This window comes from Cupriavidus pauculus (genome assembly GCF_003854935.1).
GTDB lineage: Bacteria > Pseudomonadota > Gammaproteobacteria > Burkholderiales > Burkholderiaceae > Cupriavidus > Cupriavidus pauculus_C.
Window position 1 is genome coordinate 659,507 of the sequence record NZ_CP033969.1, and the last position, 19,350, is coordinate 678,856.

General features: G+C 69.0%; 19 protein-coding genes. 7 read left to right on the plus strand and 12 right to left on the minus strand.

What is annotated here, in order from left to right; translation table 11 throughout:
- Positions 1-13: 13 nt before the first annotated feature.
- Positions 14-316: a hypothetical protein gene (locus EHF44_RS04730; protein ID WP_172966090.1), complete on the minus strand. Its 303-nt coding sequence runs from the start codon at positions 314-316 to the stop codon at positions 14-16.
- A gap of 322 nt (positions 317-638) precedes the next feature.
- Between EHF44_RS04730 and EHF44_RS04735 the strand changes: the two genes are divergently transcribed.
- Complete coding sequence (locus tag EHF44_RS04735) at positions 639-1,166, plus strand: YcnI family copper-binding membrane protein (RefSeq protein WP_124682684.1); 528 nt, start codon at positions 639-641, stop codon at positions 1,164-1,166.
- Between the two features lie 81 nt (positions 1,167-1,247).
- Here EHF44_RS04735 and hslU read toward each other — a convergent pair whose 3' ends face one another.
- From hslU to EHF44_RS04750, 3 genes are all read right to left on the minus strand, one after another.
- Positions 1,248-2,579, minus strand: a complete 1,332-nt coding sequence (gene hslU / locus EHF44_RS04740) for an ATP-dependent protease ATPase subunit HslU (protein WP_124682685.1) — start codon at positions 2,577-2,579, stop codon at positions 1,248-1,250.
- Positions 2,580-2,596: 17 nt separating this feature from the next.
- Positions 2,597-3,133 carry an ATP-dependent protease subunit HslV gene (gene hslV / locus EHF44_RS04745; RefSeq protein WP_124682686.1) on the minus strand — a complete coding sequence of 179 codons (537 nt, stop codon included), beginning with the start codon at positions 3,131-3,133 and terminating at the stop codon, positions 2,597-2,599.
- A gap of 250 nt (positions 3,134-3,383) precedes the next feature.
- The gene (locus EHF44_RS04750; protein ID WP_124682687.1) at positions 3,384-4,370 is read right to left on the minus strand and encodes a tripartite tricarboxylate transporter substrate-binding protein; all 987 of its coding nucleotides are present in this window, start codon (positions 4,368-4,370) and stop codon (positions 3,384-3,386) included.
- 421 nt (positions 4,371-4,791) lie between these two features.
- Here EHF44_RS04750 and EHF44_RS04755 point away from each other — a divergent pair, with 421 nt between their 5' ends.
- The 6 genes from EHF44_RS04755 to EHF44_RS04780 all read left to right on the plus strand — a co-directional run bounded on the left by EHF44_RS04755 (position 4,792) and on the right by EHF44_RS04780 (position 11,559).
- Positions 4,792-5,322, plus strand: coding sequence for a Fur family transcriptional regulator (locus EHF44_RS04755; protein ID WP_124682688.1), 531 nt, complete (start codon positions 4,792-4,794; stop codon positions 5,320-5,322).
- A gap of 70 nt (positions 5,323-5,392) precedes the next feature.
- Complete coding sequence (locus EHF44_RS04760) at positions 5,393-6,484, plus strand: CobW family GTP-binding protein (protein ID WP_124682689.1); 1,092 nt, start codon at positions 5,393-5,395, stop codon at positions 6,482-6,484.
- 342 nt (positions 6,485-6,826) lie between these two features.
- Positions 6,827-7,513 carry an RNA polymerase-binding protein DksA gene (dksA, locus tag EHF44_RS28640; RefSeq protein WP_253699984.1) on the plus strand — a complete coding sequence of 229 codons (687 nt, stop codon included), beginning with the start codon at positions 6,827-6,829 and terminating at the stop codon, positions 7,511-7,513.
- Positions 7,514-7,706: 193 nt separating this feature from the next.
- Positions 7,707-8,894, plus strand: coding sequence for a GTP-binding protein (locus tag EHF44_RS04770; protein WP_124682690.1), 1,188 nt, complete (start codon positions 7,707-7,709; stop codon positions 8,892-8,894).
- Positions 8,884-9,297, plus strand: a complete 414-nt coding sequence (locus tag EHF44_RS04775; RefSeq protein WP_124682691.1) for a hypothetical protein — start codon at positions 8,884-8,886, stop codon at positions 9,295-9,297. The genes EHF44_RS04770 and EHF44_RS04775 overlap by 11 nt, the downstream gene beginning before the upstream one ends.
- Positions 9,298-9,405: 108 nt before the next feature.
- The gene (locus EHF44_RS04780) at positions 9,406-11,559 is read left to right on the plus strand and encodes a TonB-dependent receptor (protein WP_124682692.1); all 2,154 of its coding nucleotides are present in this window, start codon (positions 9,406-9,408) and stop codon (positions 11,557-11,559) included.
- Positions 11,560-11,756: 197 nt separating this feature from the next.
- Here EHF44_RS04780 and EHF44_RS04785 read toward each other — a convergent pair whose 3' ends face one another.
- The 8 genes from EHF44_RS04785 to bioB all read right to left on the minus strand — a co-directional run bounded on the left by EHF44_RS04785 (position 11,757) and on the right by bioB (position 19,342).
- Positions 11,757-12,314 carry a GNAT family N-acetyltransferase gene (locus EHF44_RS04785; RefSeq protein ID WP_124682693.1) on the minus strand — a complete coding sequence of 186 codons (558 nt, stop codon included), beginning with the start codon at positions 12,312-12,314 and terminating at the stop codon, positions 11,757-11,759.
- Between the two features lie 2 nt (positions 12,315-12,316).
- Entirely contained in the window at positions 12,317-13,243 is a 927-nt protein-coding gene (locus EHF44_RS04790; protein WP_124682694.1) for an MBL fold metallo-hydrolase, read from the minus strand.
- A complete protein-coding gene (locus EHF44_RS04795) occupies positions 13,240-13,491 on the minus strand; it encodes a DUF1289 domain-containing protein (RefSeq protein ID WP_124682695.1) in 252 nt (83 codons plus the stop codon). The genes EHF44_RS04790 and EHF44_RS04795 overlap by 4 nt, the downstream gene beginning before the upstream one ends.
- Complete coding sequence (locus tag EHF44_RS04800; RefSeq protein ID WP_124682696.1) at positions 13,488-13,985, minus strand: YbaK/EbsC family protein; 498 nt, start codon at positions 13,983-13,985, stop codon at positions 13,488-13,490. Before EHF44_RS04800 ends, EHF44_RS04795 begins: the two co-directional genes overlap by 4 nt.
- Positions 13,986-14,004: 19 nt before the next feature.
- Entirely contained in the window at positions 14,005-14,934 is a 930-nt protein-coding gene (locus EHF44_RS04805) for a hydroxymethylglutaryl-CoA lyase (RefSeq protein ID WP_124682697.1), read from the minus strand.
- A gap of 32 nt (positions 14,935-14,966) precedes the next feature.
- Positions 14,967-15,908, minus strand: a complete 942-nt coding sequence (locus EHF44_RS04810; RefSeq protein WP_124682698.1) for a 2-hydroxyacid dehydrogenase — start codon at positions 15,906-15,908, stop codon at positions 14,967-14,969.
- 244 nt (positions 15,909-16,152) lie between these two features.
- Entirely contained in the window at positions 16,153-18,192 is a 2,040-nt protein-coding gene (locus tag EHF44_RS04815; RefSeq protein WP_124682699.1) for an acetyl/propionyl/methylcrotonyl-CoA carboxylase subunit alpha, read from the minus strand.
- Positions 18,193-18,265: 73 nt separating this feature from the next.
- The gene (bioB, locus tag EHF44_RS04820; RefSeq protein WP_172966009.1) at positions 18,266-19,342 is read right to left on the minus strand and encodes a biotin synthase BioB; all 1,077 of its coding nucleotides are present in this window, start codon (positions 19,340-19,342) and stop codon (positions 18,266-18,268) included.
- Positions 19,343-19,350 lie beyond the last annotated feature (8 nt).

Genomic DNA, 19,350 nt, shown 5'->3' on the forward strand with positions numbered 1-19,350 from the left:
ATCGACAAACGGTTCAGAGGCGAAGCTGGACGTAGTCCCAGCCCAGGTCGTCATCGTTCGACGCCTCGGCCATGCGCGCCGCGTCGCGGGCGTGGCGGTCGGCCAGCGTGACGAGCGCGCCGGACGCCATCGCTTCGGCCGCCACGGCTGCGCCGCGGCCGGTCGAATCCACGGACCTGGCCGACTTGGCCGACTTGGCAGGCGTGACGGACTCCGCCGGCATGGCCGCGGCGGTGGCCGTCGGCAGCATGGCGGGACGGATGCAGAGAAAGACGGTGGCGGCCGTGATGGCGCCGACCACGGCGGCGGTGGCCATGGCAACGCGGCGTTTTCGCACGCGGTTGCTCTTGAAGAAGGTGGTGCGCAAGGCAGACTCCCGGTAGGTATTTGTGCAGAATGCGGTGGCTCCCGCATCGGTCCATCGACCAACAAGGTGCGCAAGGGTCTCATCGGCGCGGGGCCGGACGCCAGCATGCTTACCAATGCTTACGCGGGTTACGGGGCCGAGATCGCGCGGCACGGCGCTGAAACACGGCCGACTTGTTTGCCGGTGCCGCGCCACTGCGGCACCACGCCGCAGGGTGGCCATCGCGGCCCGCCGCTAGACTGACGCACTTTCCGTCCATCTCCGTTCCGCCATGATCTTCCGCACGTTCATCGCCCTGCTGCTGGCCGCCGCCGCGTCGCTGGCCTCGGCCCACATCGTCTTCGAACAGAAGCAGGCCAGCGCGGGCAGCTACTTCAAGGGCGTGCTGCTGGTGGGCCATGGCTGCCAGGGCAGCGCGACCAAGGCCATCACTGTCACCGTCCCGGACGGCGTGCAGGGCGCGCGTCCGCAGCCCAAGCCCGGCTGGCAGCTCGACGTGCAGCGCGCCAGACTGGCCAAGCCCTACACCTCGCACGGCCGGACCATCGAGGACGACGTGCGCACCATCCGCTGGTCCGGCAACACGCTGTCCGACCAGCATTTCGACGAATTTCAGCTGCTGATGAAGCTGCCCGAGCAGGCCGGCAAGCTCTACTTCCCCGTGGTGCAGGAATGCGAGAACGGCAGGTCCGAGTGGACCCAGATCCCGGCCGAGGGCCAGAACCCGCGCGAGCTGAAGTCGCCCGCCCCGGCGCTGGAACTCGTCGCCCCGGCCGGCCACGCGGGGCACAACCACTGACCGACGCGCGCGGCAGATTGGCCCAGGCAAAAAAAGAGCCGGACCCTCGTCCGGCTCTTTTGCTTTGGCGATGACGCCGCGTTACAGCACGTAGCGCGACAGGTCCTCGTTGCCCGCCAGGTCGCCCAGGCGCTCGTCCACGTAGGCGGCGTCGATGGTCACCGTGGCGCCCGACGACTTCGTCGCGTGGAACGACAGGTCTTCGAGCAGGCGCTCCATCACCGTGTACAGCCGGCGCGCGCCGATGTTCTCGACCTTCTCGTTGACCGAGAACGCAATCTCGGCCAGCCGGCGGATGCCGTCCGGCGCGAACTGCAGGTCAACTTCCTCGGTCTTCAGCAGCGCCTGGTACTGCTTGGTCAGGCTGGCGTCGGTCTGCGTCAGGATGGCCTCGAAGTCCTGGACGGACAGCGATTCCAGCTCCACGCGGATCGGGAAGCGGCCCTGCAGTTCCGGGATCAGGTCGCTCGGCTTGGACAGGTGGAACGCGCCCGACGCGATGAACAGGATGTGGTCGGTCTTGATCATCCCGTACTTCGTGTTGACCGTGGTGCCTTCCACCAGCGGCAGCAGGTCGCGCTGCACGCCCTGGCGCGACACCTCGCCGCCGCCCACGTCGCTGCGGCTGGCGATCTTGTCGATCTCGTCCAGGAACACGATGCCGTTCTGCTCCACGTTGGCGATGGCCTTGTGCTTGAGCTCTTCCTCGTTGAGCAGCTTGGCGGCTTCCTCGTCGATCAGCAGCTTGAACGCTTCCTTCACCTTCATCTTGCGGCGCGCCTTCTTGCCCTGGCCCAGGCCCGCGAACATCGTGCGGATCTGCTCGGTCATGTCCTCCATGCCCGGCGGGCCCATGATGTCCATGCTCGGCAGCGCGGCGGCCACTTCCAGCTCGATGTCCTTGTCGTCCAGCTGGCCTTCGCGCAGCTTCTTGCGGAACACCTGGCGCGTGTTCGAATCCTTGTCCTCCTGCTGCTGGAAGCCGATGTCGCGCGGCGGCGGCAGCAGCACGTCCAGCAGGCGGTCCTCGGCCGCGTCCTCGGCTTTGGTGCGCACCTTCTTCATCTCGGACTCGCGCGTCTGCTTGACGGCCATCTCGGCCAGGTCGCGCACGATGGTGTCCACATCGCGGCCCACGTAGCCCACCTCGGTGAACTTGGTGGCCTCGATCTTGATGAACGGGGCGTCGGCCAGCTTGGCCAGCCGGCGCGCGATCTCGGTCTTGCCCACGCCCGTGGGTCCGATCATGAGGATGTTCTTCGGCGTGATTTCCTGGCGCAGCGGCTCTTCCACCTGCTGGCGGCGCCAGCGGTTGCGCAGCGCCACGGCCACGGCCTTCTTGGCCTTGTTCTGGCCGATGATGTGCTTGTCGAGTTCGGAAACGATTTCCGACGGGGTCATGGTTTGCGACATGGGAATCCGTTGGCGCGTCAGTCGAGGCTCTCGATGACGAAGTTGGTGTTCGTGTAGATGCAGAGTTCGCCGGCGATGGTCAGCGCTTTCTCGACCACGTCGCGCGGGGCCAGCTCGGTGTTCTCGACCAGCGCCTTGGCAGCCGACTGCGCGTACGCGCCGCCCGAGCCGATGGCCGCGATGCCGCCCTCGGGGTCCAGCACGTCGCCGTTGCCGGTGATGACCAGCGTGGTGTCCTTGTCAGCCGTGATCAGCATGGCCTCCAGGCGGCGCAGCGCGCGGTCCGAGCGCCAGTCCTTGGCCAGGTCCACCGCCGCGCGGGTCAGGTTGCCCTGGTACTTTTCCAGCTTCGCCTCGAAGCGGTCGAGCAGCGAGAATGCGTCGGCCGTGCTGCCGGCAAAGCCGACCAGCACCTTGCCGTTGTAGATGCGCCGGACCTTGCGGGCCGTCCCCTTCATCACGATATTGCCGAGCGTGACCTGTCCGTCACCGCCGAGCGCAACCTGGTTGCCGCGCCGGACGCTGACGATGGTGGTGCCGTGATACTGTTCCATGGTGCCTTTGCGTGAGAGGTGTCAGCCGGGTAGGTGGCGCCACATGACGGGCTTTCAAGAGCGGCCGGTGGCGGGCACGGTCTTCCAATATAGGAAACGGTCGGACACGGCGCGGCGCCCGGCGGTTCCGCACGGGCGCGCTGGCGCACCGGCGGATGCGGCGGCCCAATGAAAAAGGCCACGCGTCGTTCGCGTGGCCCTGGCGTGGCTTCGGGGGCACCGGCCGGGCGGCCGGCGCATCCGCGGCAACTCAGTCGGCGTACACCCCTGCCTTCTTGATGACCGGCGTCCACTTGTTGATCTCGGACGCCAGGAACGTGCGCAGCGATTCCGGCGTGGCGCGCTGGGCCGGCACGGCCTCGGCGCCCAGTTCGGCCATCTTGGCGCGGAAGGTCGGGTCCTGCACCGACTTCTGCAGCGCGGCCGACAGCTTGTCGATCACCGGCTTCGGCGTGCCCTTCGGCGCGTACATCGCGTGCCAGATCTTCACTTCCACGCCCGGCAGGCCCTGCTCGGCGGCCGTCGGGATGTCCTTGAACGCTTCCACGCGGCGCGACTGCATCGCGGCGTACGGCTTCAGCGACCCGGCCTTGAGCTGGCCGGCGATGTTGGTGGTCTGGTCGCACATCAGGTTGACCTGGCCGCCCAGGATGTCGGTCAGCGCCGGGGCCGTGCCCTTGTACGGCACCGTGGTCAGCTCGGTCTGGATGGCGCTCTGGAACAGCAGGCCGCACAAGTGCGACGCCGAGCCGATGCCGGCGTTGGCCAGCGACAGCTTGCTGGCGTTGGCCTTGATGTACGGCAGCAGTTCCTTGAACGTGGCCGGCGGCAGTTGCTTGTTGCCCACCAGCACCATCGGCACGTCGGCCAGTTCGCCGACCATCTCGAAGTCCTTCAGCGGGTCGAAGCCCAGGTTCCGGTACAGCGCCGGGGCGGTGGACATGCCGATATGGTGGATCAGGATCGTGTAGCCGTCGCCCTTGGCCTGCGCCACTTTCTTGGCGCCGATGGTGCCGCCGGCACCGCCCAGGTTCTCGATCACGATCGTCGTGCCCAGGTGCTTGGACATGATGGCGGTCAGTTCGCGCGCCACCTTGTCGGTCGGGCCGCCCGCGGCGAACGGCACCACTGCCTGCACCGGCTTGCTTCCCGGATATTCCTGAGCCTGGGCCCCCGTGAAGGCACCCACGCCGGCAACGGCCAGCGCGGCTGCGATATGCATTGCAACTCGTTTCATTACGTCTCTCCTGTTCCTTCTGGGATTCCCCGTTCCAACGCCGCGCCTGCCGCCGGCACCGCGCGATGCGCAGCGCCGGAACGCGTCGATCCATATCGGAAAAACGCGCTGACCATCGGCAGGATGTATGGGTGGCATGCAGCGTCAAACCCCGCCGACAGGCGGAGCCGGAGGTGGATGTTAGCAACGCGGAACAAGCGGCAGGTATAGGGGCTAACCCGCGAGAATGTGGCGTTTCTAACGCGAATGTAATGAAACTGGGATTTTCTTCCCGCAGCGTGTCGGCGGCGTGCGAAGGGCATCCGCAAGTCGCCTTGCGTGCGTCGCTCTATATATATAGGCACGTCGCCGCCATCCGAAAAAAGACCCTGCTTGTGCAACTGAATTGCAACTCGTGAGGGCCTATGGTTAAATCGCCCGCATGAACCGCCCCACCCCCCATCCGGACGCCGACACCGGGCACGGTGCCGCCCCCGCCGACAGCGCTGGCAGCGTCGATGCGGCGCAGTCGCGCCTGCGCCAGTTGGGCGCGCGCGTGACGCAGCCGCGCGTGGCCATCCTGGCGTGCCTGATCGACGCCGAGGCGCCGCTCACGCACCAGGCCGTGATCGACCGCCTGCCCGCCGATGGCGACGTGGACCGCGTGACCGTCTACCGCGTGCTGGACTGGCTGGTGGACCAGGGGCTGGCGCAGAAGCGCGCCGGCAACGACCGCGTGTTCCGCTTCACGCTGGTGGAACACGAGGCCGCGCGCGCCGAAGTCCATCGCCAGCACAGCCACTTCCATTGCACGCGCTGCGACCGCACGTACTGCCTGGAGGCGGCCGGCAAGTCCGTGGCGCCCAAGGTGCCGAGCGGCTTTGCGGTGGAACACGTCGAACTGACCGTCAACGGCGTCTGCGCGGCCTGCGGCAAGGCGCCAGGCGGCCATGGTGGCGGCAGCGATCACTGATTGAACCGGGGCGGCGCGGTTGCCGCCCTGTCTTACCGGCTTACCGGCTTCCTCCTCGGAGCACAACAACATGTCCAAACTCGTCCCGGTCACGATCCTTACCGGCTTCCTCGGCAGCGGCAAGACCACGCTGCTCAAGCGCATCCTCAACGAGCAGCACGGCATGAAGATCGCCGTCATCGAGAACGAGTTCGGCGAGGAAAACATCGACAACGAGATCCTGGTGCAGGACGGCCGCGAGCAGATCGTGCAGATGAGCAACGGCTGCATCTGCTGCACCATCCGCGGCGACCTGGTCCACGCGCTGTCAGACCTGATCACCCAGCGCGACGAAGGCAAGCTCGACTTCGACCGCGTGGTGATCGAGACCACCGGCGTGGCCAACCCCGGCCCGGTGGCGCAGACGTTCTTCATGGACGAGGAAATCGCGTCGCGCTACCTGCTGGACGCCGTCATCACGCTGGTCGACGCCAAGCACGGCAACGTCCAGCTCGACAAGCAGGAAGAAGCCCAGCGCCAGGTAGGCTTTGCCGACGCCATCTTCATCACCAAGTCTGACCTGGTGACCCCGGCCGAGGTGGACGACCTGCGCCACCGCCTGCAGCACATGAACGCCCGCGCGCCGATCCGCGCGGTGAATTTTGGCGAAACGCCGATCGACACGATCTTCGACCTGCGCGGCTTCAACCTGAACGAGAAGCTGGAGATCGACCCCGACTTCCTGCGCGCCGACGAGCACGACCATTCGCACGAGCACGGCGAGCACTGCGCCACCGACTGCGGCCACGACCACGCGCACGACCATGGCCACGGACACGACCATGGCCACGGCCATGCGCACGACCACCACCACCATCACCACCACACGGACCGCATCGCGTCGTTCGTCTTCCGCAGCGACAAGCCGTTCCACTACGGCAAGCTGGAGGAATTCCTGTCGGGCATCCTGTCGGTCTACGGCGAGAAGCTGCTGCGCTACAAGGGCGTGCTCTATATGGAAGGCGTGGACCGCAAGGTGGTGTTCCAGGGCGTGCACCAGCTGATGGGCAGCGACATCGGCGCCAAGTGGGAAGACGAGACGCCCGGCACCAAGATGGTCTTCATCGGCGTGGATCTGCCCCGCGACGCCATCCTGAAGGGCCTGGCCGCCTGCCTGGCCTGATTTCCCGCCCGGGTGCGTCCGCCGCCGCCCGGCGGCCGGACGCACTGCCGCCCCGCCGCCGCCCGCCACCCTCCCGTCGGGTGGGGAATACCGGGAAAACTCCTGTCTCTTGTCGGTCTTTCTCCCATATCTCCGAAAAATTTGTTCAAGTACAATAGGCCGGATTTGATACCGACGGCGCACCTCCGGGTGCCAGCGGTATTTGCAGGGCGGCGGTCGTCGTCAGCATGAGGCGGGGCCGCCGGCAGGCGCGGTCGTTGGCTTCGTGCGGAGACCGCCCTCCGCCTGGGGCCCCACGATCGGAGCGCCGTCACTCTTCGACGCGTTGAGAGAGGTGTCCCCATGACAGCCGCAACAAAGACCAAGGAAAGCCGCAGCAAGACAGGTACCGCTGCGGCGGAGACGCTCAAGGCTTCGCCCGAAAAGGCGACGCCAGCTCCCCGCGGCAGTACGGCGCACGCCGATGCGGGCGAGGCCAAGGGAGGCACGCGAAGCAGCAAGACTGCAGCCAGCCAGAGTGAAACAGCCGCCCCGCGCAAGCGGGCGGCCACTGCACCCGAGCGGACGAAGACGCCGCCGGTCGCATCAACAAGAGAATCAGCAGGAACCATGAGCAGCAACAAACTTCTGACTGAAGCTGAAATCCTGAAGATGAGCGACAAGGATTACATGAACGAGGCGCAGCTTGCCTTCTTCAAGAATCGCCTTGAGCAGCTTCGCGATGAAATCCTCAAGAATGCGGACCAGACCACGGAGCACCTGCGCGAAACGGTCATCGTGCCGGATCCGGCGGACCGCGCCACCATCGAGGAAGAACACGCCCTGGAACTGCGCACGCGCGACCGCGAGCGCAAGCTGCTGAAGAAGGTGGAACAGTCGCTGCAGCGCATCGAGTCCGGCGACTACGGCTGGTGCGAGGAAACCGGCGAGCCGATCGGCGTGCCGCGCCTGCTGGCCCGCCCCACGGCCACGCTGTCGCTGGAAGCCCAGCAGCGCCGCGAACTGCGCCAGAAGCTGTTCGGCGACTGATCGCCCTGGCGGCCCGACGCGCCGTCATCGCCCGCGCGGCCCGGTCATCCGGGCCGCTTTGCCTTTCTGGCGGCGCGTTTTGCCTTTGTGGCGTCACGGCGACGGCACTACCATTGCGAAAGGCCGTTGCTATGCCCGCTCCGGCCTTTCTGTTACAGTCGCAACTTTGTTGCAACAACCGGCTTTCCCACCCATGCCCGCTCGCCTGCCCGTCACCGTGCTGTCCGGATTCACCGGCGCCGGCAAGACCACCGTGCTGCATCGGCTGATGTCGCAACCTGGCGTGCGCGTGGCCGTGGTGGACAGCCGTGCCGACCTGCTGGCGGAAGTGGATCGGCTGGCCCAGACCGGCCAGTACGACTTCGCGGTCATCGAGGCCGATCCGACCGACGAGCCGCTGGGCATCGCCGAAGGCTTTGCGTTCGAGGACGCCCACGGCGAACAGGCGCCCGGCGTGGCCCACCTGGACACGCTGGTGACCGTGGTCGATGCCAGCCGCTTCCTGACCGACTTCCACGACGCCGATTTCCTGTCCGCGCGCGGCCTGGCCGCCCACGATGACGACGACCGCACCGTGGTGGACGTGCTGATCGAGCAGGTCGAGGTCTGCGACGTCATCGTCATCAACAAGATCGACCTCGTCGATGCCGGCCAGCTTGGCCGCCTGCACGTGGTGCTGCGCGCGCTGAACCCGCGCGCCGCCATCGTCGACGCGAGCCAGGGCAACGTGCCGGCCGCGCAACTGCTGGGCACCGGCCGCTTCGACATGGAAGCCACGCCCAACGCGGCCGGATGGCAGGCCGCGCTGCAGGGCGACGCGGTGCCCGACGCCGCCGGCATCGCCACGCTGGTCTATCGCCGGCGCCGGCCGTTCCACCCGCAGCGGTTTGCCGACCTGATCCACACCGAATGGATGCGCGAGCATGGCGACGTGCTGCGGTCCAAGGGCCTGTTCTGGCTGGCCAGCCGCATGGATATCGCCGGCGACTGGAGCCAGGCCGGCGGCGTCTGCCGTCCCGGCGCGGCCGGCGCGTGGTGGGCCGCGATCGATCCCGACGAATGGCCGGCCGAGGGCCTGGCCCGCGCCGCCATCGACGCCGACCTGCTGGAGGACGGCCTGCCCGCCGAACACGGCGACCGCCGCCAGGAACTGGTGCTGATCGGCGCCGACCTGGACGTGCCCGCGCTGGAAGCCCGGCTCGACGCCTGCCTGCTGACCGACGAGGAAATGGCGGCCGGCCCCGATGCCTGGGCGGCCTATCCGGACCCGTTTCCGGACTGGGGCGATGCGTTCGACGACGATCACGACCATGATCACGGCCACGACGGCCATCGGCACGACCATGGCGACGGATCGTGCGACTGCGGGCATGCGCACTGATCTCCCGCTCCTCTCACGCTGGCGCGCGCGCGGCGTCGGATTCTGGCCGGCGCTGTGGCTCGTGGCCTGCCTGCTGCTGGCGCAGCACGCCGGGCTGGTGCACCGCGTGGTCCACGGCGGGCTGCCCAATGCCGCCGCGCCGGCGGCCGCCATCGTGCCCGTCGCCCAGCATGCCGCGGGCGACACCCACGGCGAACCGTTTTCCCTGAAGCTCGGCCTCCACTCGTGCGTGCTCTTTGACGGCGCGACGATGGCCGACGCCCATGCCGGCGGCTTCACCCCGCCGCCGCTGGTCTTCGGCAAGCCGGTCAAGCCGGCCAGCCTGGCCTACCGCTGGCCGGACCTGCCGGCCGCCCGCCCGTTCCACTCCCGCGCCCCACCGGCCGCCTTCGCATTCGCCTGAACAGCCGGGCACGCGGCGCCATGCCGCGCGTCCGCGCATGCCTGAACGGGCGCGCCCACGCCATGCGTGGCGCCGCGCCCGCCCACCGAATCCGAAGCATCGCGAGCCATGTCCTCGAACAAGAACCTTTTTCCGGCGGTGCGCCGCACCCCGCTGGCGGCGCTCGCCGCCCTGATCGCCGCTGGCCTCTCCTCGCACGCCGTGGCGCAGGATGCCACCCCGGCCGCCCCGGTGGCGCCCGTGGCCCAGCCCGCCTCCCCGCAGACCCTCAAGGAAGTGGTGGTCACCGCCAACCCGCTCGGCAGCGACCTGAACGACATGGTCGCGCCCGTTTCCACGCTGGGCGGCGACGCGCTGACCGTGCGCCAGGCCAGCACGCTGGGCGAGACGCTGAACAGCCTGCCTGGCGTGACGTCGAGCTACTTCGGCCCCAACGCCAGCCGCCCCATCATCCGCGGCCTGGACGGCGACCGCATCAAGGTGCTGCAGAACGGCGGCGCCACGCTGGACGCGTCCACGCTGTCCTATGACCATGCGGTGCCCATCGACCCGCTCGTCGCCGAGAAGATCGAGGTGGTGCGCGGCCCGGCGGCGCTGATGTACGGCGGCAACGCCGTGGGTGGCGTGGTCAACGTGATCGACAACCGCATCCCGCGCGACCCCATCACCGGCGTGACCGGCGCGGCCGACGTGAGCGGCACCATCGGCGGCGACAAGGGCCGCAACGCCAGCGGCCTGCTCGAAGCCGGCAACGGCAGGTTCGCCGTGCACGCCGACGCCTTCGTGCGCCAGACCAGCGACCTGCGCATCCCCGGCTACGCCCGCAGCGGCAACCTGCGCGCCACCCAGCCCCTGCCCGAGGGCGAGACCGAGCCGTACGGCAAGATCCCGAACACCAACGCGCACCAGGAAGGCGGCTCGATGGGCGGCGCCTACACGTGGGCGGACGGGTTCGTCGGCGCCAACTGGTCGACCTACCGCAACGACTACGGCACCCCGGCCGAGGAAGCCGCGCGCATCAAGATGCGGCAGGACCGCTTTGCCGTGGAAGGCGAATCGCGCAACCTGGCCGGCAGCACCAACGGCATCTTCCAGTCGGTCAAGGGCAAGTTCAGCTACACCGACTACGAGCACCGCGAGATCGAGGACGGCGAGACCGGCACCACGTTCAAGAACCACGGCTGGGACGCCCGCATCGAAGCCACGCACGGCAAGATCGGCAACATGACCGGCGTGATCGGCACCCAGTTCGGCCACACCAACTTCTCGGCGCTGGGCGAGGAAGCCTTCGTGCCGTCCACCGCCACCGACAACGCCGCGTTCTTCGTGTTCGAGGAACTGCCGCTGATCCCGTCCGGCGACCTGAAGCTGAACTTCGGCGGCCGGCTGGACCACAGCCGCGTCAAGGCCACCGCCAACGGCAACGACCGCTTCAGCGACGCCGAGCGCAGCTTCAACGCCGGCAGCGCGTCGGCCGGCCTGCTCTACAAGCTCAACCCGGTCTGGACGGTGACGTCGAACCTGTCGTACACCGAGCGGGCGCCCACGTTCTACGAGCTCTACGCCAACGGCCCCCACCTGGCCACCGGATCGTTCGAAGTGGGCGACCCGAATGCAGCCAAGGAACGCGCGACGTCGATCGACCTGGGCGTGCGGTTCAAGCAGGGCGACCACAGCGGCAGCGTGTCCGGCTACTACAGCCGGTTCCAGAATTACCTGGCGCTGCTGAACACGGGCGCCTACCGCGACAGCGAAGGCAACGTGGTGGCCGCCGGCAGCGACGGCGCGCTGCCCGAGCTGACCTACCTGGGCGTGCCGGCCACGCTGTACGGCTTCGAGGCCGAGGGCAAGACCCGCCTGCTGAACAAGCTGCTGACCACCAGCGACACGCTCGACTTCGAAGCCCGCGCCGACTACGTCCACGGCGAAAACCGCAGCAACGGCGAACCGCTGCCGCGCCTGTCGCCGCTGCGCCTGGGCGGATCGCTGGTCTACGCCGCCGGCGCCTGGGGCGCCCGCGTCAACGTCGACTGGAACGCCCGCCAGAGCCGCGTGCCGTCCGGCGACACGGCCACCGACGCGTACACCATGCTCGGCGTGGCGCTGACCTACAAGGTCAAGCTGTCCGGCACCCAGACGCTGTTCTACGTGCGCGGCGACAACCTGACCAACACCGAAGCCCGCAGCGCCACGTCGATCCTGCGCGACATCGCCCCGCTGCCAGGCCGCAGCGTGCGAATCGGGATGCGGACGCAGTTTTGATTGGGGGGATTTGACTCCCCTCTCCCGCCTGCGGGAGAGGGGCTGGGGGTGAGGGCCAGCGGTTCAAGACGCGACATGGCAACTTGCACAGCCATGCCCTCACCCCCGACCCCTCTCCCACGGTGTGGGAGAGGGGAGCAAACCAGAGGTGACGATGCTGCGAGGCGGCAATCCGCCAATGCCCTACCCCCCCACCATCACCCCCTACCGCCCCCCTCAAATGACTCAGGCACCAGCGAATACACGGCGGCCGCCACGGGCCGGCCGCGCAGGATCAGGCGGTTGCGGGCGATGCATTCGAACCGCGCACCGATCTTTTCGGCGACGGCGCGGCTTGCGAGGTTGGTCTCGACGGCCACGATCTCCAGGCGCGTGAGCGCCAGCGCGTGGAAGCCGTGGCAGGCCATCATCGCGGCGGCGCCCGACGCCAGGCCGCGATGCTGGCGGCTTTGCCGGATCCAGTAGCCCAGGTTGCCCAGGTTGTCCTCGCGGCGGATCTGGTTGATGGCCACGCCGCCGTACAGCTCGCGCCCGTCCGGCGAGAACACGCCGATGTCGTACGCGGCGCCCTCGTCCATCATCGCCGCGCAGCGGTCGAACCACTCACGGGCGTCGTAGATGCCGTAGTCCGGGCGCGCCCAGGGCATCCAGAGGCCCACCGTCGGCATCGATTCCCGCACGGCCATCACGAACTGCGCCTCGTCGCTGGCGCGGAACGGGCGGAGCAGAAAGTCCTGGCTGCGCAGCGGCTGCATGGTCAGCCCGCGTCGACGACCCGCTCGCCCTCGCGCCGCAGCGCGCCGGCGCGCTCCAGCGCCTGCAGCGTCTGGTCGAACAGCGCGTCGAGCGGCTCTCCGGCCAGAAAGCGGGCGTGGATGCGGTGCATCAGCGGCGTGGCCCGGAACCACGCGTACAGCGCGTCGCGGGACAGCGCCTGCGCCTCCAGCAGCCGGAACTTCACGAGCACGCGCATCGCGTGGGTGGCATTGCGCAGCGGGTCGCCGCGCAGGTAGTCGAGCCGGCTGCGCGCCCGCGCCACCGCGCCGGTCACGTCGCCAAAGACGGCACCGTGGCCGGGGATCACGATGCGGGCGCCGAGCGTGTCGATGCGCGCAAGGATGGCGGCCTGCTCGACAAAGCCGCTGTCGCCGTCCAGTTCCGGAAAGATCACGCCGAAGCCGTTCTCCCAGAGCGCATCGCCCGAGATCAGGATGCCGTGCGCCGGCGCGAACAGCATGACCGCGTGCGGGTCGTGGCCCGGCGCGGCGATCACCTGCCAGTCGATGCCGCCCAGCATCAGCGTGTCGCCGTCGTGCAGCACCGCATCGAACGTGAAGCGGTCGCACTGCTGGCCGGTGGCGTCGAAGGTCAGCGCGTCGGCGTCCCAGGCGGCTACCGCGGCGGCCTCGGCGGCCGGGATGGCCGTGCGCGGCTGCCAGCGCCGCTGCAGCGCCGCGTTGCCGCCGCAATGATCGGAATGGAGATGGGTATTGACCACGCGCCGCAGCGGCCGGCCATGCAGCGCCGCTTCCACCAGCGCCACGGTCTGCGCGGCGTGCGTGACGTAGCCGGTATCGACCAGCGACGTGTCGCCGCTGGCATCGTCGATGAACAGCACGTTGTTGGCCGACAGCCAGCCACGTTCGAACACGCGCATCGTGGCGGGCAGCGCCGGGGCGGTCATGCCGCGCTGTCCTGGCACAGCCGCGCCACGCGGGCAGGCAGCAGCGCCCAGATGCGCCGCCGCTGCGCGTCGTCGGCGCCGGACCAGCCGGCGATCTCGTCGATGGTGCGCAGGCAGCCTTCGCAGAAGCCGCTGTCGCGGTCCATCTTGCAGACGCTGCGGCACGGCGACGGCACCGGCGAGACGATCTGCGCCGCCGCCGCGCCGCGCACCATGTCAGCCAGCAGCCGGCGGCGGGCGGGCGTCATGCCGGGGCCTGCTGCTGCGCCACGTCGGCCACGTCGGCGCCGGTCATGGCCTGCAACTGCTGGGGTGTCAGGTTGAAGACGGCGTGCGGATGCCCGGCGGCGGCCCAGACGCTTTCGTAGCGGAACAGGTCGGCGTCCAGCAGCATCACCGGCTTGACCGCGTGGCCGATCGGGCAGACGCCGCCAATCGCGTAGCCGGTCTTCTCGCGCACGAACCGGGCGTCGGCCTTGCCCAGCGCGCCCACGCGCGCGGCCACCTTGGCCTCGTCCACGCGGTTGCTGCCGCTGGCGATGACCAGCACCGGCGCGTCGTCCTCCACGCGCCGGAAGATGATCGACTTGGCGATCTCGGCCACGGTGCAGCCCAGCCCGGCCGCGGCCTCGGCGGACGTCCTGCCGGTGGCCGGCAGCATCACCACCGGCCGGTCATGGCCGATGCCGGCCAGCAGGTCCGCCACGCGCTGCGCGGATTCGGGGAGCGAGTTGTCGCCCATGCTTGCAGTCCTCCCTGGTTCAGACGCAGACGGTGGCGTCCGCCGCCGCCCACTTGGTCAGCAGTGCCTTGCCCACGCGCGAACTGTTGGCGCGGCCGATGGCCTGCGAGATGAAATCGCCGGCCCGGACCACCGCCTCCAGGTCGATGCCCGTGTGCAGGCCCATGCCGTGCAGCATGTACAGCACGTCCTCGGTGGCCACGTTGCCGGTGGCGCCCTTGGCATACGGGCAGCCGCCCAGCCCGGCCACCGATGCGTGGAAGATGCCGATGCCCACTTCCAGGCTGGCCAGGATGTTCGACAGCGCCTGGCCATAGGTATCGTGGAAATGGCCCGACAGCCGGTCCATCGCGAATTCGGCCGATGCGGCGCGCATCACCTCCTGCACCCTGACCGGCGTGCCGACGCCGATGGTATCGGCAATGTCGATCTCGTCGCAGCCCAGCTCGCGCATCCGGCGCACCACGTCCACCACGGCGCTCACGGGCACCTCGCCCTGGTACGGGCAGCCCAGCGAGCACGAGATGCTGCCGCGCAGGCGGATGCCGGCTTCCTTGGCGGCGGCCGCCACCGGCTCGAAGCGCGCGATCGATTCGGCAATCGAGCAGTTGATGTTCTTCTGCGAGAACGCCTCGCTGGCCGCGCCGAAGATCACCACCTCGTCGGCGCCGGCAGCCACGGCGCCCTCGAAGCCCTTCATGTTCGGCGTCAGCACCGAGTACAGCGTGCCCGGCCGGCGGGCGATGCGGGCCATGACCTCGGCGCCGTCGGCCATCTGCGGCACCCATTTCGGCGACACGAACGACGCCGCCTCGATGTTGACAAAGCCGGCGTCGGTCAACTGGTTGATCAGCGCGACCTTCACGTCGGCCGGCACCATCGCCTTTTCGTTCTGCAGGCCGTCGCGCGGGCCCACTTCGACGATCTTCACGTACTGGGGGATAGTCATGGTTGTCTCCTCGTTTGCCGGTTCGGCGCCGCTCAGTAGCCGCGCCCCAGGTCCACCACGCCAGCGATGGGCTTGCCCGCGGCGAGCAGGCGGATCTTGCCGGCGATCTGGGCGATGCTGTCCTCGCGCAGCGTCAGCGCCGAGATATGCGGGGTGATGGTGATGCGCGGCTCCTGCCAGAACGGATGCTCGGCGGGCAGCGGCTCGGTGCGGAACACGTCCAGCGTGGCGCCGGCGATCTGCCCGTCCTGCACGGCCGCCAGCAGGTCTGCTTCCACCAGGTGCTGGCCGCGCGCCACGTTGACCACGTAGGCGCCCTTGGCCAGGCGGTAGAGCAGCGCGGTATCGATGATGTCCTCGGTCTCGGGCGTCAGCGGCAGCACGTTCACCAGCACCTTGATCCCGTCCAGGAACGCGCCTTGGCCGTCGGTGCCGTGGAACGACTGCACGCCGTCCACCGCCTTCGGCGACCGGCTCCAGCCGCGCACCGGAAAGCCGAAACCGGCCAGCGTGCGCGCGATATGGGCGCCCAGCGCGCCGATGCCCATCACGCCGACCGTGAAATCGGCGCGGCGGTGGGGCTTCAGGAATTTCCACGTGCCGGCCCGCTCCTGCGCGTCGTAGGCATCGAGCTTGCGGAAGTAGCGCAGCACGGCCGCCGTGACGTACTCCCCCATCTGGGCCGCCATACCGGCGTCATCGAGCCGCACGATTGGCACGCCGGCCGGCAGCGCGTCTGGGGCCGTGTCGCGCAGCCGCAGGATGCCGTCCACGCCGGCGCCGAGATTGAAGACCGCCTTCAGGTCCGTGCGTCCGCGCAGCATCTCCAGCGGCGGCCGCCACACCACGGCGTAGTCGGCCGCCTGGCCCTGACTGTCTTCCCAGGTCAGGCACTGCGCCTCGGGCAACGCCTCGGCAAATCCCTCGATCCACGGCGCGTAGCGGCCATCGGGCACATACAACTGCAACTTCATCTCGACTCCATTGTGTCTTGCGGGGCTATGAGCGGGAATTATGCGCGCATTTGCGGGCCGCGGCGGGGGGTACTGCAGGGCGGGATGGTGCGATGCCGCGGCCGTCGCACGCGCTTGCGGGCGCTGCCGCGGCTGGAACCGCCTGGGCCTCTCCCCCGGCCCCTCTCCCGCCTTGCGGGAGAGGGGAGCAAGAAGCCTCCGGGCTAGTGCGATTGCGCCTGCCTTGGTGAGGCCCCGGCCCCGCTCAGGCCACCGCTTCCGCCGCGGCGAAGGCCAGCAACTGCGCGCCTTCGGCCACCTGTTCGCCGACGCCGTAGAGCACCTCGCTGACCAGCCCGTCGGTGGGGGCGTGGATGGTGTGTTCCATCTTCATGGCCTCCATGACCAGCAGCGGCGTGCCGCGCGTGACCTTGCTGCCCGGCTCCACCATCACGGCGATGACCTTGCCCGGCATCGGCGCGGTCAGCTTGCCGCCCTCGCCTTCCGATTCGCCGGCGTGGGCCAGCGGGTCCAGCCAGGCCACCACGGTGTGGCGGCCGGCGTGGAACACGTGGAAGGTGTCGCCCTCGCGGTGTACCTGCCCGTGCGTGCGGCGCGTGCCCAGGTCGACGCGGATGTCGTCGGCATTGAACGTGTAGGCGAACGGTGCCGCCTGGTCGGCGTAGATCAGCGTGCTCTTGCGCGTGTCGCGGGCGTCGCCCTTGAGCACGACTTCGAGCTTGTGCCCCGCGCCTTCGAAATGCAGCGTGCGTGTGTCGCGCCCGTTCAGGCGCCAGCCGCCGGCCTGCGTCCACGGCGAGTGGCGATCAGCTTCGTCCACGCGGCGCTCGCGCGCCTCGCGCTCCAGCAGCGCCGCCACGGCCAGTGCGATGGCCTCGATGCCGACCGACTTCTGCGGCGGAAACAACGTGGCTTGGTTGCGCTCGATCAGCCCCGTGTCCAGGTCGGCCGTGCGGAACGCCTCGGACTTCACCAGCCGCTGCAGGAAGGCGACGTTGGTCGACAGCCCCACCACGTGGTAGCCGGCCAACGCCTGCGCCATGCGCGACAGCGCCTCGTCGCGGTCGCGGCCCCAGACGATCAGCTTGGCGATCATCGGGTCGTAGAACGGGCTGATTGCGTCGCCCTCGCGCACGCCGGCGTCGATCCGCACGCCGGCCGGGCCATGGGCGTCGCCGCCACGCATGAACTGCACCGCCGGCGGCGTGCGCAGGAAGCGCAGCGTGCCGGTGGACGGCAGAAAGCCCTTGTCGGGGTTTTCGGCATAGATGCGCGCCTCCAGCGCGTGGCCGTCGATACGCAACTGGTCCTGCGTCAGCGGCAACAGCTCGCCGGCCGCCACGCGCAACTGCCATTCGACGAGGTCCTGCCCGGTGATCATCTCGGTCACCGGATGCTCGACCTGCAGCCGCGTGTTCATCTCCATGAAGTAGAACGAGCCGTCCTGGTTGGCGATGAACTCGACGGTGCCGGCGCCCACGTAGCCCACCGCGCGCGCGGCGGCCACGGCGGCCTCGCCCATGGCGCGGCGGCGGTCCTCGGTCATGCCCGGGGCCGGTGCTTCTTCCAGCACCTTCTGGTGGCGCCGCTGCACCGAGCAGTCGCGCTCGAACAGGTAGACGCAGTTGCCGTGGGTGTCGGCAAACACCTGGATCTCGATGTGGCGCGGCCGCGTCAGGTACTTTTCCACCAGCACCTTGTCGTCGCCGAAGCTGGCCGATGCCTCGCGCTTGACCGACGCCAGCGCGGCCTCGAACCCGTCGCCAGCCTCCACCACGCGCATGCCCTTGCCGCCGCCACCGGCGCTGGCCTTGAGCAGCACCGGGTAGCCGATGCGGTCGGCTTCGCGCCGCAGCAGCGCGGCGTCCTGGTCCTCGCCGTGGTAGCCGGGCACCAGCGGCACGGCCGCCTTTTCCATCAGCTGCTTGGCGGCGCTCTTGCTGCCCATCGCGTGGATGGCGTCGGCCGGCGGGCCGATGAACACGAGCCCGGCCTCGGCGCAGGCGCGCGCGAAGTCCTCGTTCTCGGACAGGAAGCCGTAGCCCGGATGGATGGCCTGGGCGCCGGTCTCCTTCGCCATCTCGATGATGTGGTCCGCGCGCAGGTAGCTGTCGCGCGCGGCCGGGCCGCCGATATGCACGGCCTCGTCGCAGAACGCCACGTGCCGGGCGTCGGCATCGGCGTCCGAGTACACCGCCACGGTGCGGATGCCCAGCCGGCGGCACGTAGCCGCCACGCGGCAGGCAATCTCGCCACGGTTGGCGATCAGGATCTTGTTGAACATGGCTCCTCCCTTGTCTCCGGTAAGGCGAGCCCTGCTCCGTCGGACCAGCGGTACTGCGTCCCCCTGGCGTCGGTTACCCCGCGTAGCCTTCCGCGCGGATATCCAGACGGGCCAGCAGTACGCGGTCGCGCTCTGCCTGGGGATTGCCGGTCGTCAGCAGCTTCTCGCCATAGAAAATGGTATTGGCGCCGGCCATGAAGCACAGCGCCTGCAACGCTTCGTCCATGGCCTCGCGGCCGGCGGACAGGCGCACCATCGCGCGCGGCATCGTGATGCGTGCCACGGCAATGGTGCGGACGAATTCGAACGGGTCCAGCGCCTCGGTGCCGGCCAGCGGCGTGCCTTCCACCTGCACCAGGTTGTTGATGGGCACCGACTCCGGGTACGGGTCCATGTTGGCAAGCTGGGCAATCAGCCCGGCGCGCGCCGCGCGCGACTCGCCCATGCCGACGATGCCGCCGCAGCACACGTTGATGCCCGCCTCGCGCACGTGGCCGATGGTGTCCAGCCGGTCCTGGTACGTGCGCGTGGTGATGATCTTGCCGTAGAACTCGGGCGACGTATCGAGGTTGTGGTTGTAGTAGTCCAGCCCGGCGTCCTTGAGCCGCTGCGCCTGTTCGGCCTTGAGCATGCCCAGCGTGACGCAGGTCTCCAACCCCATCGCCTTCACCTCGCGCACCATGTCGATCACGGGCTCCAGGTGGCGGTCCTTCGGGCTGCGCCAGGCGGCGCCCATGCAGAAGCGCGTGGCGCCGTTGGCCTTGGCGGCGCGGGCTGCGTCGAGCACGGCGTCCAGCTCCATCAGCTTCTCGGCCTTCACGCCGGCCTCGTGGTGCGCGCTCTGCGGGCAGTAGCCGCAGTCTTCCTCGCAGCCGCCGGTCTTGATCGACAGCAGCGTGGAAAGCTGCACCGTGTTCGGGTCGAAGTGCTCGCGGTGCACCTGCTGCGCGCGGAACAGCAAGTCGTTGAACGGCAGGGCAAACAGCGCGGCCACGTCGTCCACGCGCCAGGCGTCGTCCGCCTTCGGGGCGGCGGCGGCGAGGTTGCGGGCCGACTGGCGCAGGGCGTCGGCGGAGATGGTGGCAACGGCCTGGCTGTCGTTGGTCCGGGTGTTCTGGGTGTTCTGGATGTTCTGTGCGGTCTGGGTCATTTTGTCTG